Annotated in this window: 3 protein-coding genes (1 of these 3 running past the window's edge); 1 reads left to right on the forward strand and 2 read right to left on the reverse strand. The window is 69.3% G+C overall.

Annotation, left to right across the window (positions count from 1 at the left end; genetic code table 11):
• On the reverse strand, positions 1-16,684 hold the 5' portion of the coding sequence (locus tag MRAB57_RS23695; protein WP_077089502.1) for a non-ribosomal peptide synthetase. Its footprint begins 14,507 nt before the window's first position; the window shows 16,684 of its 31,191 coding nt (coding positions 1-16,684); it begins with the start codon at positions 16,682-16,684; its stop codon lies beyond the left edge, outside the window.
• Positions 16,685-16,746: 62 nt separating this feature from the next.
• Positions 16,747-16,956: an MbtH family protein gene (locus MRAB57_RS23700; protein WP_077089503.1), complete on the reverse strand. Its 210-nt coding sequence runs from the start codon at positions 16,954-16,956 to the stop codon at positions 16,747-16,749.
• A gap of 497 nt (positions 16,957-17,453) precedes the next feature.
• On the opposite strand from MRAB57_RS23700, the gene MRAB57_RS23705 reads away from it, so the two are divergent.
• Entirely contained in the window at positions 17,454-18,233 is a 780-nt protein-coding gene (locus tag MRAB57_RS23705) for a GAP family protein (RefSeq protein WP_077090810.1), read from the forward strand.

Genomic DNA, 18,233 nt, shown 5'->3' on the forward strand with positions numbered 1-18,233 from the left:
TTCCCGGCCTCGCGCCGCGCTCGGTCAGCAAGTGTGCCAACCGGTTCGACGCCGCGTCGAGCTCCGCGTAGGTCAGCGAACGGTCGCCGCAGACCAGCGCCACCGCGTCCGGCGTCGCGGCTACCTGCTCGGCGAACAACGCGGGAATCGAGGCGTCGGCGGCCGGCCGAGCCAACACGGCCCGGTTGCCGAGCTCGTCGAGGCGCACTCGCTCGGTGTCGTCGAGCAGATCCATCGACGACAACATCCGCGACGAATCGGCCGTCATGGCCATCAGCACCCGCTGCAGCCGGTCGACGAGCGTCCGAATGGTCTGCGCGTCAAAGACATCGGTGCGGTATTCGATCGTGCCGCCGATGCCGGCGGGCTCGCCGGTCTCGTCCCAGCGTTCCGCCAGCGAGATCGTCAGGTCCATCCGGGCGGTGTGGGTGTCCACCGGCATCGGGGTGACCTGAACGTCGCCCAGGGCCAGCGAGGCGCCGCCGCCGGTGTGGCCCGGGAGGTTCTGCCAGGCCAGCATCACCTGCACCAGCGGGTGATGTTGCAGCGACCGAGTCGGGTTGAGCCGCTCGACCAGCACCTCGAAGGGCACGTCCTGGTGCTCGTAGGCGGCCAGGCTGCGCTGGCGCACCTGCGCCAGCAGGTCGGCGAAGGTCGGGTCGCCTGCGACGTCGACGCGCAGCACCAGGGTGTTGACGAAGAAGCCGACCAGGTCGTCCAGCGCGGGGTCGCGCCGTCCGGCGATCGGGAAGCCCACCGCCACATCGGGACTCGCGCTGAGCTTCGAGAGCAGCACCGCCAGGGCGGCTTGCAGCACCATGAAGCCGGTCGCATCGTGCTGCCGGGCCATCGAGGTGATCCGGTGCTGCAGTTCGACGGGCCAGTCCACCTCGACGCTGGCGCCGCGTTGGTCGGCGACCTGCGGGTAGGGCCGGTCGGTCGGAAGCTGCAGCCGCTCGGGCATCCCGGCCAGGGCCTCCTGCCAGTAGGCCAGCTGGGAGGCAATCGGGCTGTCGCTGTCGTCGAGCTCGCCGAATTGCGTGCGCTGCCACAGCGTGTAATCGACGTACTGCACCGGCAATTCGATCCAGTCCGGGGCCTGCCCGGCGCAGCGGCTGGTGTACGCCACGCCCAGGTCGCGCGCCAGCGGCGTGATCGACCAGCCGTCGGCGGCGATGTGGTGCACGGCGGCCACCAACACGTGCTCGTCATCGGTGACGCGGAAAAGTGTTGCCCGCAACGGGATGTCGGAGGACAGGTCAAACGTGTGCAGCGCCGCCGCGCCGACGGCCTCGGTCAGCCGTTCCGCCGGCCAACCCGCGGCGTCGACGACCTGCCAATCCACCTCGACGCGTTCGACGGGCAGCACCACCTGTTGCGGGATGCCCTCGGGCGCGACGATCAGGGTGCGCAGGCTCTCGTGGCGGATCACCACGTCGGCCAGCGCGGCGCCCAGCGCCCCGGCATCCAGGCGCCCGTCCAGCCGCAGTGCCGCGGCGATGTTGTAAACCGGTGAGGGACCCTGCAATTGGTCCAGGAACCACAAGCGGCTCTGCGCGAACGACAGCGGGATCACCGCCGGCCGCTCAGCGGCCACCACCGGCTCGAGCCAGCTGTCGCCCTCGTCGATCCTCGTCGCGAGCTCGGCGACCGTGGGCGCCTCGAACACGCTGCGCACCAACAGGTTCGCATCCAGGTTGGCGTTGATCGCCGCGATCAGTTTCATCGCGGAGATGCTGTCGCCGCCGAGGTCGAAGAAGGAATCGTCGATGCCGACGCGTTCGACGCCCAGGACCTCGGCGTAGACGCCGGCCAGGATCTCCTCCACCGCATTGCCCGGCGCACGGTAGTCGCCGACGCTGTATTCCGGTGCCGGCAGGGCGCGGGTGTCTAGCTTGCCGTTGACCGTCAGCGGCAGCGCGTCGAGCACCATCACCGCGGCCGGGACCAGGTAGGCCGGCAGCCGCTCGGCCAGCACGGCGCGCGCGTCGGCCGCCTCCGCGGTGCCGGTCACGTAACCGACCAGTCGCTTGTCGCCGGGGCGATCCTCGCGGGCGATCACGACCGCGTGTTCGACGCCGTCGAGCGCGGCCAACGCGGCCTGCACCTCGCCGACCTCGATGCGGTAGCCGCGGATCTTGACCTGCTCGTCGGCGCGGCCCAGGCACTGCAGCTGCCCGTCGGCGCCCCAGCGCACCAGGTCCCCGGTGCGATACATCCGGTCGCCGGGCTCACCGAACGGGCAGGCCACGAACCGCGATGACGTCAACGGCGTCCGGCCCAGGTATCCGCCGGCCACACCGGCGCCGGAGACATACAGCTCGCCGACCACCCCGGCCGGCACCGGCCGCAACCGCGCGTCGAGCACGAACAGCGCCGCGCCCGGCACCGGCGAGCCGATCGGCACCACCCCCGCGCCCGCAACCAGGGGCGCACTGATCGCCACACACATCGTCGTCTCGGTCGGGCCGTAGGCGTTGATCATCACCCGGCCCGGAGCCCACTGGTCCACTACCTCGGGCGGGCAGGCTTCGCCGGCCATCACCACGGCCACCGACTCCAGCCCCTCGCGGGACAGCACGCCCACCGCGGACGGCGTCTGCGTGAGGACGGTGACGCCCTGGCTGACAATGAGGTCGTGGAAGTCGTCCGGGGAACGGGTCACCGAGTCCGGCACCACGACCAGCCGGCCGCCGCGCAGCAGCGCACCGAAGATCTCCCACACCGAGACGTCGAAGGCCAGCGAGTGGCTCTGCGTCCACACCCCCGCGGCCGGCAGGCCGGCGTCCAGCGAGCCCATCAGCTGGGTGACGTTGCCGTGCGTGACGGCAACGCCCTTCGGCAGACCGGTGGTGCCCGAGGTGTAGATCAGGTACGCGACATCGTCGGCGTGCGGCGCGGGCAGGGCCGTGCTCGGCTGCGCGTGCACGATGGGGTCGTCGACATCGATGACCACGACGCCGGACCCGTCTAGCCGCCCGGTCAGGTCCGCACTGGTGAGCACCGCCGCCGGTGCGGCATCGGCAAGCAGGAATTCGACACGGCTCGCCGGCAGCGACGGGTCCATCGGCAGATACGCGGCCCCGGTCTTGAGCACCGCAAGGATCGCCGCGACGGCCTCCGCAGACCGCGAAAACATCAGGGCGACAGACGTTCCCGGCCTCGCACCGCGCTGGGCCAACAGATGCGCCAACCGGTTGGAGACCTCGTCCAGCTCGCGGTAGGTCACCGACAGGCCCTCGCACGTGACGGCCACCGCCTCCGGGGCGCGCGCGACCTGCTCGGCGAACAATGCCGGAACCGACGCGAATTGGCTCGCCGACGCGGCCAACACCGCCCGGTTTCCGAGCTCGTCGAGGCGGGCGTGTTCGGCCTCGTCCAGCAGATCCACCGACGACACCGACTGGGTGGGGTCGTCGATCAGCGCCGTCAGCACCCGGTGCAGCCGCGCGATCATCGTCTCGATGCTTTCGGCATCGAACACGTCGGTGCGGAATTCCACCCGCCCGCCGATGCCTGCGGCCTCACCGGAGTCGCTCCAGCGCTCGGCCAACGAGAACACCAAATCCATTCGGGCCGACTCACTTTCGACCGGCACCGACGAAACCTCCAGGCCGTCCAGCGCCAGGCCGGCGGCCGGGTCGTCGTGCCCGGCGAAGTTCTGCCAGGCCAACATCACCTGCACCAGCGGATGATGCGTCAGCGAGCGGCTCGGGTTGAGCCGCTCGACCAACAGCTCGAACGGCACATCCTGGTGCTCGAAGGCCTCCAGGCTGCGGGCCTGCACGCGGCCCAGCAATTCGGTGAAGCTCGGATCACCCGCCACGTCGACGCGCAGCACCAGGGTGTTGACGAAGAACCCGACCAGGCCGTCGAGCGCGGGATCGCGCCGCCCGGCGATCGGGAAGCCCACCGCCACATCGGAACTCGCGCTGAGCTTCGACAGCAGCACCGCCAGGGCGGCCTGCATCACCATGAAGCTGGTCGCGTTGTGCTCGCGGGCGATCGCCGCGATCTGCTGTTGCAGCTCCGACGGCCACTCCACCTCGACACTGGAACCACGAAGATCGGCGGCCCGCGGGTAAGGCCGATCGGTGGGCAATTGCAGCCGCTCGGGCACGCCGGCCAGGGCGTCCTCCCAGTAGGCCAGCTGCGAGGCGATGCGGCTGTCGCTGTCGTGGAGCTCGCCGAACTGCGCACGCTGCCACAGCGTGTAATCGGCGTACTGGACCGGCAATTCGGCCCAGCCGGGGGCGCCCCCAGCGCGCCGGCTGTTGTAGGCCACCGCCAGGTCGAGGGCGAACGGGGTCAACGACAACCCGTCGGCGGCGATGTGGTGGACGATGAGGACCAGCACGTGCTCTTCGGCATCGGTCCGGAAAAGCGTTGCCCGCATCGGGATCTCGGCTGCCAGGTCGAATGCGTGCTGGGTCGCCGCGAAGATGGCCTCATCCAGCCGGTCGGCCGACCAGCCGAGGGCATCGACGACGTTCCACCCGAAGTCGGCTCCAGCGGCGGGCACCACGACCTGCTGGGGTGTTCCCTCGTGGCTGGGGAACAGCGTGCGCAGGCTCTCGTGGCGGGCCAGGACGTCGGACAGCGCCGCGCCGAGCGCCTCGGCGTCCAGCTGCCCGCGCAGTCGCAGCGCGGCGGCCATGTTGTAAACCGGTGACGGCCCCTGCAACTGGTCGATGAACCACAACCGGTTCTGGGCGAACGACAGCGGGACAACCGCCGGCCGCTCACCGGCGACCAACGGCTCCAGCCGGGCGGTGCCTTCTCCGACGCGCTGCGCCAACTGCGCGACCGTCGGCGCCTCGAACACGGCGCGCACCGGAAGTTCGACGTCCAGTGCGGCGTTGATCGCCGCGATCAGCCGCATGGTCGACAGCGAGTCGCCGCCCAGGTCGAAGAACGAGTCGTCGACGCCGACGCGCTCGAGGCCGAGCACCTGCGCGTAGACAGCGGCAAGGGTCTGCTCGACCGCCGTCACGGGGGCGCGGTAGTGGTCGGCGTCCTGGAACTCCGGCGCCGGCAGGGCGCGGGTGTCGAGCTTGCCGTTCACCGTCATCGGCAGGGCATCCATCGCCACGACCGCGGCGGGTACCATGTACGCCGGCAGCCGTTCGGCCAGTGCGGCGCGCGCTTGGACCGGGTCGGCCGTGCCAGTGACGTAACCCACCAGGCGCTTGTCGCCGGGGCGATCCTCCCGGGCGATGACGACCGCCTGCTCGACCCCGGCCAGCTCGGCCAGGGCGGCCTGGATCTCACCGAGTTCGATTCGGTAACCGCGGATCTTGACCTGCTCGTCGGCGCGCCCGAAGTAGCGCAGCTGGCCGTCGGGGCCCCAGGACACCAGGTCCCCGGTGCGATACATCCGGTCGCCGGGCGCACCGAACGGGCACGCCACGAAGCGCGACGCGGTCAGGTCGGCCCGGCGCCAATACCCAACGCCGACACCGTCGCCGGCGAGATACAGCTCGCCCACCACACCCGCGGGCACGGGCCGCATCGACGCGTCGAGCACGAAGAAGGCCGCCCGCGTCACCGGGGAACCGATCGGCGGGAACCCGGACCCCGCCGTCAGCGGCTTGCTCTTGCAGGCCCACATCGTGGTTTCGGTCGGGCCGTAGACATTGACCATCACGCGGCCCGGGGCCCAGCGGTCCACCAGCTCCGGCGGGCAGGGCTCCGCACCGATCACCAGCGCCGCGGAGTCCAGTCCCTCCGTCGGGAGCATGCCGACCGCGGAAGGCGTTTGGGTGAGCACGGTGACCTGCTCACGGAGCAGCAGCGCGTGGAACTCTTGCGGCGAGCGCGACACGGTGTCGGAAACCAGGACCAGCCGCCCGCCGTGCAGCAGCGCACCCCAGATTTCCCACACCGAGAAATCGAACGAATACGAATGGAACTGCGTCCACACCTGCTCGGGCGTCAGCTCGATGCCGATCTGCAGCGCATCGAACAGCTGCACGACGTTGTTCTGCGTTACCGCAACACCTTTGGGGATACCGGTGGTGCCCGACGTGTAGATGATGTGGGCAAGGTCGTCGGGCGCTGGGCCCGCGGGCGCCGTCGCCGGCTGGCCGTCCACCGCGGGATCGGCCGCATCGATGACCGGCACGCCGAACCCGTCGAACCGCCCGGCGAACTCGGCGGTGGTAAGCGCGGCGATCGGGGCCGCGTCGCCGAGCATGAACTCGATGCGGGCCGCCGGCAGCGCCGGGTCGATGGGCAGGTAGGCCGCCCCGGCCTTCATCACCGCAAGGATCGCGACGATCGCCTCGGGCGAACGCGAAAACATCACGGCCACCGAAGAACCCGCACGGGCGCCGTGGCCGGACAGCAGGTGCGCCAACCGGTTGGCTGCCTCGTCGAGTTCGCGGTACGTCAGCGACCGGTCCTCGCCGACCAGCGCGACCGCCTCGGGGGTGCGGGCGGCCTGCGCGGCGAACAGCACCGGCACCGACGCGCCAGTGGCCGGCCGGGTCAACACCGCTTCGTTGCCCCAGCGCTGCAGCCGCGCGTGCTCGGCGGGATGCAGCAGATCCACCGACGACAACCGCCGCTCGGGTTCGGCGGTGAGAGCCATCAGCACCCGCTGCAGCCGCTCGATCAGACCCTCGATGCTGCCGGCGTCGAAAACGTCGGTGCGGTATTCGGCCATCACGCCGATGCCCGCGTGCTGTCCGTCCTCGGCCCAGCGCTCGGCGAGCGAGAACGTGAGATCCATGCGGGCGGTGTGCGTGTCGACCGGCGAGGCTGTGACGTGCAGATCGCCCAGCGTCAATCCGGCGGCGGGGTTGTCGTCGCGCGCGGCGAAGTTCTCCCAGCCCAGCAGCACCTGGATCAGCGGGTGATGCGCCATGGATCGCGTCGGGTTGAGCCGCTCCACCAGCAACTCGAAGGGCACGTCCTGGTGCTCGAATGCGGCCAGGCTGCGCCGGCGCACCTGGGCCAGCAGGTCGACGAACGTCGGGTCCCCGGCCAGGTCGACGCGCAGCACCAGCGTGTTGACGAAAAAGCCGACCAGGTCATCGAGCACTGCCTCGCGGCGCCCGGCGATCGGGAAGCCCACTGCCACATCGGAAGTCGCGCCGATCTTGGAGAGCAGCGTGGCGAATGCCGCCTGAACCACCATGAAGCTGGTCGCGTTGTGCGCGCGGGCCACCCGCGCGATCTGCTGCTGCAACTCCGCGGGCCATTCCGTCGCGACCCGGCCGCCGTGGTGGTCGGCAACCTGCGGGTACGGCCGGTCGGCGGGAAGCTGCAGGCGCTCGGGCATGCCCGCCAGCGTCTTCTCCCAGTAGGCCAGCTGGGTGCCGATCGGGCTCTCGCTGTCGTTGGCGTCGCCCAGTTGGGTCCGCTGCCACAGCGCGAAATCGGAGTATTGCACGGGCAATTCGGCCCACGCGGGCTCTTCGCCCGCGCTGCGGCTGGCGTAGGCCAGGCCAAGGTCGCGCGCGAACGGGGTCAGCGACGACCCGTCCGCGGCGATGTGGTGCACGACGGCCACCAGCACATGCTCGTCGTCGGCGACCGTGAAAAGCGCCGCGTGGAGCGGGCTTTCGGTGCGCAGGTCGAACGCGTAGCCCGCCTCGGCCTCGACGGCTGCGGCCAGCCGGCTATCCGGCCACCGGGCGGCGTCGACGACGCGGTAGGAGAACTCGGCCTGCTCGGCCGGGATGACGACCTGCTGCGGCACGCCCTCGGACGAGACGAACACCGTGCGCAGGCTTTCGTGACGGCCCACCACATCGGCCAGTGCCAGCGCCAGCGCGTCGCGGTCCAGCCGGCCGCGCAGGCGCAGCGACACCGCGATGTTGTAGATCGGCGAGGGGCCCTGCAGCTGATCGATGAACCACAACCGGTTCTGCGCGAACGACAACGGCAGCACCGCGGGGCGTTCACCGGCCACCAGCGGCTCGAGTCGGGTCGCGTCGCCGCCGATGCGGGGCGCCAACTGCGCGACCGTCGGCGCCTCGAAGACGGTGCGAACCGACAGGTCGGTGTCCAGGGCGCTGTTGATCGCGGACATCAGGCGCATCGCCAGCAGCGAGTCGCCACCGAGGTCGAAGAACGAGTCGTCGATCCCGACCCGCTCCAGACCCAGCACCTGCGCGTAGATGCCGGCCAGGATCTCCTCGACCGCACCCGCGGGAGCGCGGTAACGGTCGGCGTCGTGGAATTCGGGTGCGGGCAGGGCCCTGCGGTCGAGCTTGCCCGACGAGGTCATCGGGAATTCGTCGAGCACCGTGATGTGCGACGGCACCATGTATTCGGGCAGCCACGCGCTCAGGCGGTCGCGCACCGCGCTGATCTTGGTGTTGGTGCGGGGGTCATTGGCATAGGCGCGCTGCTGCGACGGACGGTAGACATCGGTCACCGGCGCGGCGTGCTCGCCCTCGGGGGCGATGAAGACGGCATCGACCGTGCCGGGCTGGGTGCCCCAGGTGACGGCGACGCGGTATCCGGTGGTCTCACCGAGCCGGTGCAACTCTTCGGCGACGACGGTGTCCGCCTCGACAGCGCGGGCCTGAACCAGCGCGTCGGGCACGGAAACCCCTGCGGCCAAGGCTTGTTCGATGCGGACGTCGCCGGCCACCGAGGCGCGCGGGATGTCGGTGACGCGGACGACGTCCGGACGCTGCGAGTCGAGGCGGGCGTGCAGCCCGCGCAGGCTGGTGCATTGCGCCCACGCCCAGCTCGGCGCGTCGGCCAGCGAGCGCACCGGCGCCTCGGACTTGTGGATGACGACGTCGTAGCGGTACCGGGTGAGCTCGTTGTCACCCGATCCGCGCTTGACCTGAATGTCGACCCCGGCGGCCGCCGGGTTGCCGGCTACCCAGGTGGTGAAAAACTCTGGGGCCAAGAGCAATTCGGGTTCGCTCAACGTCGCGTGATGAACCCGTTGCCGGATCTCGGCGCCGTCGGCGTCGGGGGTGCGCGCCAGGGCGATTCCGGTTTGGAACGGGCCCTGCATGCTGTGGTTACGGATGTCGCCGAGGAACAGCGAGCCGCCGGGGGCCAGCAGTTCCATGGCGGTGTCGATCAGGTCGGCCAGGTATCCCGCATTCGGGAAGTACTGGACGACGGAGTTCACAACGATGGTGTCGAAGTAGCCGCGCCGCAGCCCTTCGGTGACGTGCGCGGGCTGCGCGAAGAGTTCGACGCGATCGCGCCACGGCAGTTGCAGCCGCTCCAGCGCAGTGCGCAGGTTCTCGATTGCCACCGGCGACATGTCGGTGGCGACATAGTGTTCGGAGCGCGGGGCGACCTGCGACAGCAACAACCCGGAGCCCGCGCCGATTTCCAGCACCCGGCCGGGCCGCAGGGACATGATCCGGTCTACCGTGGCCGCGCGCCATTCCGCCATCTCGTCGAGCGGGATTGGCTTGCTGGTGTAGCTGCTGTTCCACCCACGGAAGTCCATGCCGAACTCCGGCGCGTTGTCGCCGCCGTAGAGGTCGTCGTAGATGTTCTGCCACTCTTCGACGATTTCGGCGTCGTGGTCGGGGGTTTCGTCGTGGTTCAGCGTGACGTAGGCGATCAGGTGCGCGCCGCCGGTGGCGGCGTGGTGCACCGCGGCCGCGGCCTGGACGACCTGAGGGCAAGCCAGCAGGGTGTTTTCGATCTCGCCCAGTTCGATGCGCTGCCCGCGCAGTTTGATCTGGTTGTCGGCGCGGCCCAGATACTCGAGGGCACCGTCGCGCGTCCAGCGGACGAGGTCGCCGGTGCGGTACATGCGCGCCCCGCCGCCGCCAAAGGGGTTGGCCACGAACCGTTCCGCGGTCAGTGCGACGCGGCCGACGTAGCCGTGCGCCAGCGCGTGGCCGGCCAGATACAGCTCGCCCACCACCCCGACCGGGACCGGCTTCATCCAGGCGTCCAGTACCAGGGCGCAGACGCCGTGGATCGGGGTGCCGATGGGGATCGGCTGCCCGGGCGACAGGGGCTTGGTGCCGGTCACCCAGATGGTGGTTTCGGTGGGTCCGTAGGCGTTGAGGAACCGCCGGCCCGGCGCCCACGCCGCCACCAGCTCCTGTGGGAGGGCCTCCCCCACGGTGATCACCGTCTCCAGGCAGCCGAGCCGCTCGTGATCCAGCGACGACAGCACCGTCGGGGTCAGCACCGCGACGGTGACCCGCTGCTTCTCGGCCAACGCGGTCAGCGGCTCCGCGGCGTACACGTTCGGTGGTGCGACCACCAGCGCCGCCTTACACACCGCGGCCAGGATCACCTCGAACAGCGACGCGTCAAACGTCGGCGCGGCGACCATCAAAACCCGTGCGTCGGCAACGACTCCGAACATCTCACGTTGCGCGATCGCCATCCCGAGCATGCCGGAGTGGCTCACCGCGACACCTTTGGGCGCACCGGTGGACCCCGACGTGAAGATCACATACGCCGTGTCGTGCCCGTCGAGTTCGGCGATGCGATCGGCGTTGGTGATCGGTTCCGCGGACCGATCGGAGACGTCCAGGCCGTCGATGCGCAGCAACGGGCGCTCGCCCGCGGCTTCCAAAGTATCGGCGCCGCAAGTCAATACACATACGGCGTCGACCGCGTCCAGCACGCTGGAGATGCGCTCGACGGGCTGGGACGGATCCACCGGCACGTAGGTCCCGCCGGTCTTGGTGATCGCCCACCACGCGACGACCAGCTCCGCGCAGCGCTCCATCGCCACGGCGACCGCACGCTCCGGACCCACGCCGGCGGCGATCAGGACCCGCGCCAGTCGCGTCGACCACTCGTCGAGCTCGCGATACGTCCACTCCCGGTCGCCGTCGACCAGCGCCACCGCATCCGGGACGGCCTCCACCGTCGGCTCGAACAACTGCGGCGCGTAGCCCACCGGCCCCGCGACACCGGCACCAGACCACTTGGACAGCACCAGATCCCGCTCGCCGGCATCCAGCAGATCCACGGTCGACAGCCGCCGCTTCGGGTCGGCGGTCATGGCGACCAGCACCCGGCGCAACCGCTCGACCAATTTCGCGATCTCGGCTTCGTCGAACACGTCGGTGTCGTACTCGACGCGCAGGTCGAGCTCGCGGCCCGGCAGGGCCTCCACCGTCAGCGGATAGTGGTTGTATTCGCGGTTCACGACGCCGGTGATCGCCAGCTCGTGAACGGCCATCGCGTCGGCGTCGACCGGATAGTTCTCGTAGACGAAGGCGGTATCGAAAAGCCTTTCGTGCCCGGTGATTCGGTGGATCTCGCTGAGCGCCAGGTGCTGGTGCTCGATGGTGTCGTTGTGGTCGTTCTGCAGCTGGCGCAGCAGGTCCGCGGTGGTGGTCTCGGTCGTGATCCGCGCCCGCACCGGCACGGTGTTGATCAGCAGCCCGACCATCGATTCCGCGTCGACGTCGAGGTCGCCCGCGCGCGACCGCGCGGTGCCGAACACGACGTCATGCTGCCCGGTCAGCGAGATCAGCAGCAGGGCATAGGCGCCCTGCAGCACGGTGCTGACGGTGGTGTGGCAGACGCGCGCCACCTCGCTCAGCGCTCGGGTGGTCTGTTCGGGCACCCGCACCGAATGGAACCCGCGCCGGCCCAGGCCCAGCCCGTCCTCCGGCGCGACCAGGGTGGGGGTCTCGAAGCCGTCCAGCACCTCGCCCCAGGCGGCGCGGGCGACGTCCAGGTCGCGTTCGGCCAGCCAGGTGATGAAGGTGCGATACGACGCGGCGGCGGGCAGCCGCTCGCCGAAGTAGGCGGTGAAGATCTCGCGCAGCAGGATCGGCAGCGACCAGCCGTCGAGCACGATGTGGTGGTTGGTCAACACGAGCTGGTGTTGGTTCTCCGCGGTGCGGATCAACATCGCCCGGAAGGCGGGCTGGTCGGCGAAATCGCAGACCGCCGCGCGCTCGTCGGCGCAGAGCCGCGCAATCCGCTCATCGGCATCGAGGTCGCCGGCACCGAGGTCGACGTAGGACCACTCCGCCGCCGCATCGGCCGGAATGATCTGCACCGGCTCGTCGAACTCGTCGCAGAACCGGGCGACCAGATGCGGATGCCGGGTGATGACGGTCTGCACCGCGTCGCGCATCCGGTGCGGATCGAGCGGACCGGTCACGGTGAAGTCCAGCTGCACCGCGTACATGTCCTCCTCGCCGCGGGCGGCGCCGGAGTGGAAGAGCAGCCCCTGCTGCAGCGGGGTCAACGGCAGCACATCGGCGATCGGGTAGCGCTGCTGCAGCGCGTCGAGCTGCCGCTGAGTGAGGCGGGCGGGTGCGATGTCGGACGGCGTCAGCCCGCCCCCGCCGCGGCGCACGTGCGCGCAGATGCCGGCCAGTGCGTCAAACCACAACTGGCTCAACCGATTAACGCCCGCCTCGTCCAGTGCCGAGGGCGCCCACGTCCAGTTGGCGTGCAGTTCCGGGCCGGTGTCGGCATCGACGGTGACGGCGTTGAGTTCCAGGGTGTGGGCCAGCGGCATGGGCACCGCGGCGGCGGCGTCCGTCATGGACATGCCCTCGGGGCCGATCCACCACATGTCGCCGGATGCCTGGACCGCCGCGCCCAGCCGTCCCAGGTAGTTGAACCCGATCGCCGGGTCCGGGCTGTCGAGGTCGACGTCGTCGTTGAGGTAACGGAGCAGGCCGTAGCTCAGCGGGTCCGGCAGCGCGCGAAGCTGTTCCTTGGCGTCCTTGATCAACGCGCCCAGCGCCGTTTCGCCGGCCACCACCTGCGACCAGGACAGCCCGCCCAGCGCGAGCGATACCGGGTGCTTGGCGGTGAACCACCCCACGGTGTGCGACAGGTCGACGTCGGCGAAGACCTCCTCGTGCCGGCCGTGGCCTTCGACGTCGATGCCGATCGGTGTGCCCCTGCTGTCCAGGAATTCCGCGCACGCCAAACCGAAAGCGATCAAAAGGATTTCGTGCACGCCGGCGCGGAACGCCGCGGGCACCTCGCCCAACAGCATCGCGGTGACGTCCGTGTCCAGCGACACCGACAGGTTGTCGGCCGTGGCGTAGGTGTCCAGTTCCGGGCGGACCGCAGGCAGCGCCAACGGGGCCTGCGCCACCTGCTGCCAGGTCTGCGCGTGCTCGGCCACCGCCGCGGTGCGCGCATGCTCGGCGAGCAACGACGCCCAGCTGGTGAACGACGTCCCGGTCGCCGGCAGGACCACCGGCTGCCCGCCCATGTGTTGGGCCCAGGCCGTGTTGAGGTCTTCGAGCAGAATCCACCACGACACCGCGTCGACGGCCAGGTGGTGGATGGTCATCACCAGCTGTCCGGTGGAGCCAATCCACAAGGCGGACAACATCTTTCCGTCGGCCGGATTCAGCCGCGACCGGGCCTGCACCAGCACCTCGTCGGTCAGCGCGTCCACCGCGTGCAGGCAGTCGCGGGCATCGACCGATCCCGGTTCGGGTGCGGTCAACGACCACTCGCCACCGGCGTCGGGATTGACGCACAGCCGCAGCATCGCGTGGCGATCCAGCAGGGCTTGCAGCACGACGACGACGTCGTCCTCGCCGGCTCCGGCGGGCGCCTCCACCAGCACGGTCTGGTTGAACTGCTCGACCGGGCCTTCCACGCTGTGCAGCCAGCGCATGATCGGGGTGGCCACCACGGGTCCTATCCCCTCGTCGACCGCGCCGGCATCGCCGTCGGCGACGGTGGTCACCCGGGCCAGCCCGGCGACGGTCTGCTCGACGAATACGTCGCGCGGGCGACACAGCAGGCCGGCGGCGCGCGCACGGGCCACCACCTGCATCGACAGGATGCTGTCGCCGCCGAGCTCGAAGAACGACTCGTCGACGCCGACTCGCCCCAGGCCGAGGACCTCGGCGTAGATGCCGGCCAGGGTCTCCTCGACCGCGCTGGTCGGGGCGCGGTACTCGCCGGCGTTGTATTCGGGCGCGGGCAGGGCGCGGGTGTCGAGCTTGCCGTTGGAGGTCAGCGGCATCGCGTCGAGCGCGACCACCGCCGCCGGGACCAGGTAGGCGGGCAGCCGTTCGGCCAGCGCGGCGCGCGCCTCGGCCGGGTCCGCCGTTCCGGTGACGTAGCCGACCAGGCGCTTGTCGCCGGGGCGATCCTCGCGGGCGATCACCGCCGCCTGCTCGACGCCGTCGAGTGCGGCCAGCGCGGCGCGCACCTCGCCGACCTCGATGCGGTAGCCGCGGATCTTCACCTGGTCGTCGGCGCGACCGAGGCACGTGAGCTGCCCGTCGGCACCCCAGACCACCAGGTCCCCGGTGCGGTACATGCGGGCTCCGGGCTCGCCGAAGGGGCAGGCCACGAATCGCGACGCCGTCAACGCCGTGCGGCCCAGGTAGCCGCCGGCCACGCCGTCGCCGGCCACATACAGCTCACCGACGACGCCGGCCGGAACCGGACGCAGCCAGCTATCCAGCACGAACAGCGCCGCCCCGGGCACCGGCGAACCGATGGGCGGTGCGCCCGATCCCGCGGTAAGCGGCGCGCTGATCGCCACGCACATCGTGGTCTCGGTCGGGCCGTAGGCATTGACCATCACCCGGCCCGGCGCCCAGCGATCGACGACCTCGGCCGGGCACGCCTCGCCGGCCATCACCAGCGACACCGACTCCAGGCCCTCGGGGGAAAGCATCGCCACCGCCGACGGCGTCTGGGTCAGCACGCTGACCTGCTCGCTGACCAGCAAGGCATGCAGCTCTTCGGGCGAGCGGGTCACCGACTCGGGGGCGATCACCAGCCGCCCGCCGCGCAGCAGCGGGCCAAAGATCTCCCACACCGACACGTCGAACGAGTACGAATGGCACTGCGACCAGACCCCGGCGGCCGGCAGGCCGGCATCGAGGGGCTGCAGCAGCCGCGTCACGTTGCGGTGACTGACGGCCACGCCTTTGGGCACACCGGTGGTGCCCGAGGTGTAGATCACGTAGGCGACGTCGTCGGGGTGCGGCGCCTGCAGCGGCGTCGCGGGTTGGGTTTCGATGCGGGGGTCGTGGAAGTCGATGACCGCCACGCCGTGCCCGTCGAACAGGTCGGCGAGGTCGGCGGTGGTGACCGCGGCGACCGGCGCGGCGTCGGTCAGCATGAACTCGAGGCGAGCCGGTGGCAGCGCCGGGTCGATCGGCAGATACGCCGCCCCGGTCTTGAGTACGGCCATCATCGCCGTGATCGCCTCGGCGGACCGCGAAAACATAAGCGCCACCGACGAACCCGGGCCCGCTCCGCGGTCGGCCAGCCGATGCGCCAACCGGTTAGCTGCCTCGTCGAGTTCCCGGTAGGTCATCGAGCGGTCAGCACACGTCACGGCCACCGCTTCGGGGTTGCTGGCGACGTGCTCAGCAAACAACTCCGGGATTGACGCGGGCGCGCCGGCGGGGGCGGTCAGGGCCGCGCGGTTACCGATCTCGTCCAGCCGGGAACGCTCGGGGTCGACGAGCACATCCATCGACGACAACGACCGATCGGAGTCGGCCGACATCGCCTCCAGGAGCCGCTCCACCCGACCCGCCAAATCGGCGACATCGAAGTTCGCGAATGGCTGCCCGGCGCCCACCGTGCTAAGGAAATGCTGATTGCCGAATCCCAGGAAGAACAGCCCGAAGTGGGCGACGGGCCCGAAGGTGGTGAACGTCGCCGTCGCCTGCGAACCGCCGAAATCCATGGTGAGCCGGGAGAGGATGAAATTGACCACGACGCGATTCGCGGCACGCCTCGGGTCGCGAGCACCATTGTCACCCTCGAGGGTGCGCACGGGAAATCGCTGATGCCGCAGGGCCTCTCGCATTCGGGTATCGACCTGCCGGCAGAAATCTGCGACCGATGACGTCGGCGATGACTTGAATACCAGTGGGACGACCCCGGTGATCATGCCGGGCAGAATCTTGGACTCGGGCCGCACCCGGCGGCTCACCGGGAAGTCGAGGACGATCTCGTCGGAGCCGTCCTCGCAGTACCCGCACACCAATAGCGCGCACGCTGCGGCGATGATCGAGGGCCGCCGCACGCCTAGCCGCTTGGCCAGCTCCTTGATCCGGTCGACGGCCTTCGGATCAAATTCCGACGGTTCGGACGGCCAATACGAATCCCGCTCATTACCGGTCTGCGGCAACAAATTGTCCGGTCCGCTGCCCGTGGGAATGTTCTCGGCCCAATAGGCGCGGTCCTCCGAATATTCGTTGGACGCTTCGTATTCCAACTCGATGCCAATGAGGTCGCGCAGCGAGCCGAAGAACGCCGGCGAACTGGGCGAGCCGGAAACCATCGCGGAGTAAATGGCCGCGATGCGACGGCCCACCAAAGCACAGCCGGAACCATCGAGAATTATGTGGTGGGTGCAGGCGAACCAGTAATACTCATCGTGGCGGGTTTGAAATAACGCGAACTTCATCAAAAAGCTGTCGAGCGGCATCGGCTCGTTTTGCAGCGCCGTTGCCATTTCGCGGGCTTCGCGCACGGGGTCGTCGGCACCCGTTACGTCATAGAAATCCAGCGGGACATCGGGGTCGTCGAGAGCCCTTTGGAAGACCTGGCCGTCGACTTCGAAGAACACGGCCCGGAGCGTTTCGGCCTCTTGCACGGTCTGCTTAATCGCCCGCTCGAGCAAATCCGCATCGACGGGACCTTCGATCCGCACGAATTGGCCGAGATGCCACTCCGGACCGGAGTGGCTTGTTTGCTGCGCTAGCCAGATGTCGAGCTGTCCGCGTGTGAGCGGCAGCGCTCGGTCGTCTATCTCCATTGAAATCCCCCGAACTTCACCGGGTCCCCGAACCCGGACGGCCTACGTCTTCGATACCTCGGCTAGGCCGATTTCTCGCGCAGACTCTTGGAACGTATATCAGGCCAATTGCGTTCTACGTACTCGAGACACGCTGCGCGGTCGGCTTTTCCGTAAATCACATCCCAGCCGGCCGGCACATCGGCGAATTCGGGCCACAGACTGTGTTGTGCCTCACTATTCACCAAGACATAGAAATCGCCGCGGTCGTCATCGAACGGGTTGGTCTGCATCGGATTTCCCCCTACGTCTGTGCACCGGGCCGGCGGCACTCGGGGCAAGAGGCGCGAACTCTCAGGCGGCAGCTGCCGCTCAGAAACCTATGAAGGTCAAATTAACGCGCACAACAGTTTTCGATGCGACCATCTACGCTGACGTCGATCCCCCGATCCACCAGATCGCGATGTACCCCCTTGGCGCGGGCGCGAAACCTGAAAATCGCGTTGTTTCGTTGGTTCGCAAGGGATTCACAGCAACCGGCCCGTCGTTGCACGCGTGTCTCGCTATCCATACCAAAAGATATAGGCGTTAGCGGATTTCGGCGTGCAGACATCCACAGGCTGGTCACACGTCGCACTACACACGAAGAATTGACGCTACCGCTGATTGCTGCGGTCTGGGAGCGACCGGTCTCGAGTCCGAAATGCCCTGGCGGCCGGTCCCATTGATGGCCGTCGAGGCCCGATCCGAACACCGTTTGCGCGCGGACCGCGCGGGTAACGTTGCAAGCGTGTGGGGGTCGGTTTTGGGGTTGGCGCTGCTTGCGGGGCTCAACCCCATGCGCCTCGGCCTTGCCCTCCTGATGATCTCCCGGCCGCGGCCGGGGCCGAATCTGCTCGCCTACTGGGCGGGCGGACTGACGGTGTGCGTCCCGGAGCTACTGGTGCCGGTGAGTGTGTTGCACTTCACACCGATGTTCGACTTCGCCCGCCACGACAAGCCGACGCAGACAACACATTCCACGCTTGCCCACATTCAAATTGGCATCGGTGCAATAGGGCTGACGATCGCCGCCGTGATAGCGGTGCGCTTCCTGACGCGGCAACGAGAGCGCGAACCGGCGGGCGCCGCCACGTCGACCACGACGCTGGATTCCGCGCTCCCGATGCAGCGTCTGCTCGGGCGTGCGCGGGCCGCTCCGACCGAAGACGAATCCACGATGCGGCGGCTGGCCCGGCGTGCCCGCGACGCATGGGACAACGGATCGCTGTGGGTCGCGTGGGTGATCGGCCTCGCGTCGGTGCCCGTGGACGGCGTGCTCTTCATGGTCGCGATCATCGTGGCTTCGGGGGCCTCGATGGCGACCCAGCTCACCGCCGCCGTCGCGTTCATCGTCGTGATGTACGCCGCCGTCGAAGTCATCCTTATTGGTTTTCTGGCCACACCCGCGCGCACCCAAGCGTTGCTTCGGCTGTTGCACGACTGGGTGCGCACCTACCGTCGGCAAATCCTGATGGTGATGTTCACCGTCGTCGGGGTCTCGCAGCTCGCCCAGGGCATGGGCGGCTGA

Source organism: Mycobacterium rhizamassiliense (assembly GCF_900157375.1).
Taxonomy (GTDB): domain Bacteria; phylum Actinomycetota; class Actinomycetes; order Mycobacteriales; family Mycobacteriaceae; genus Mycobacterium; species Mycobacterium rhizamassiliense.

Excerpts from the sequence above, each read along its gene's own strand:
- MRAB57_RS23700 (WP_077089503.1), bottom strand. The coding sequence starts at position 16,956 with ATGCAGACCAACCCGTTCGATGACGACCGCGGCGATTTCTATGTCTTG.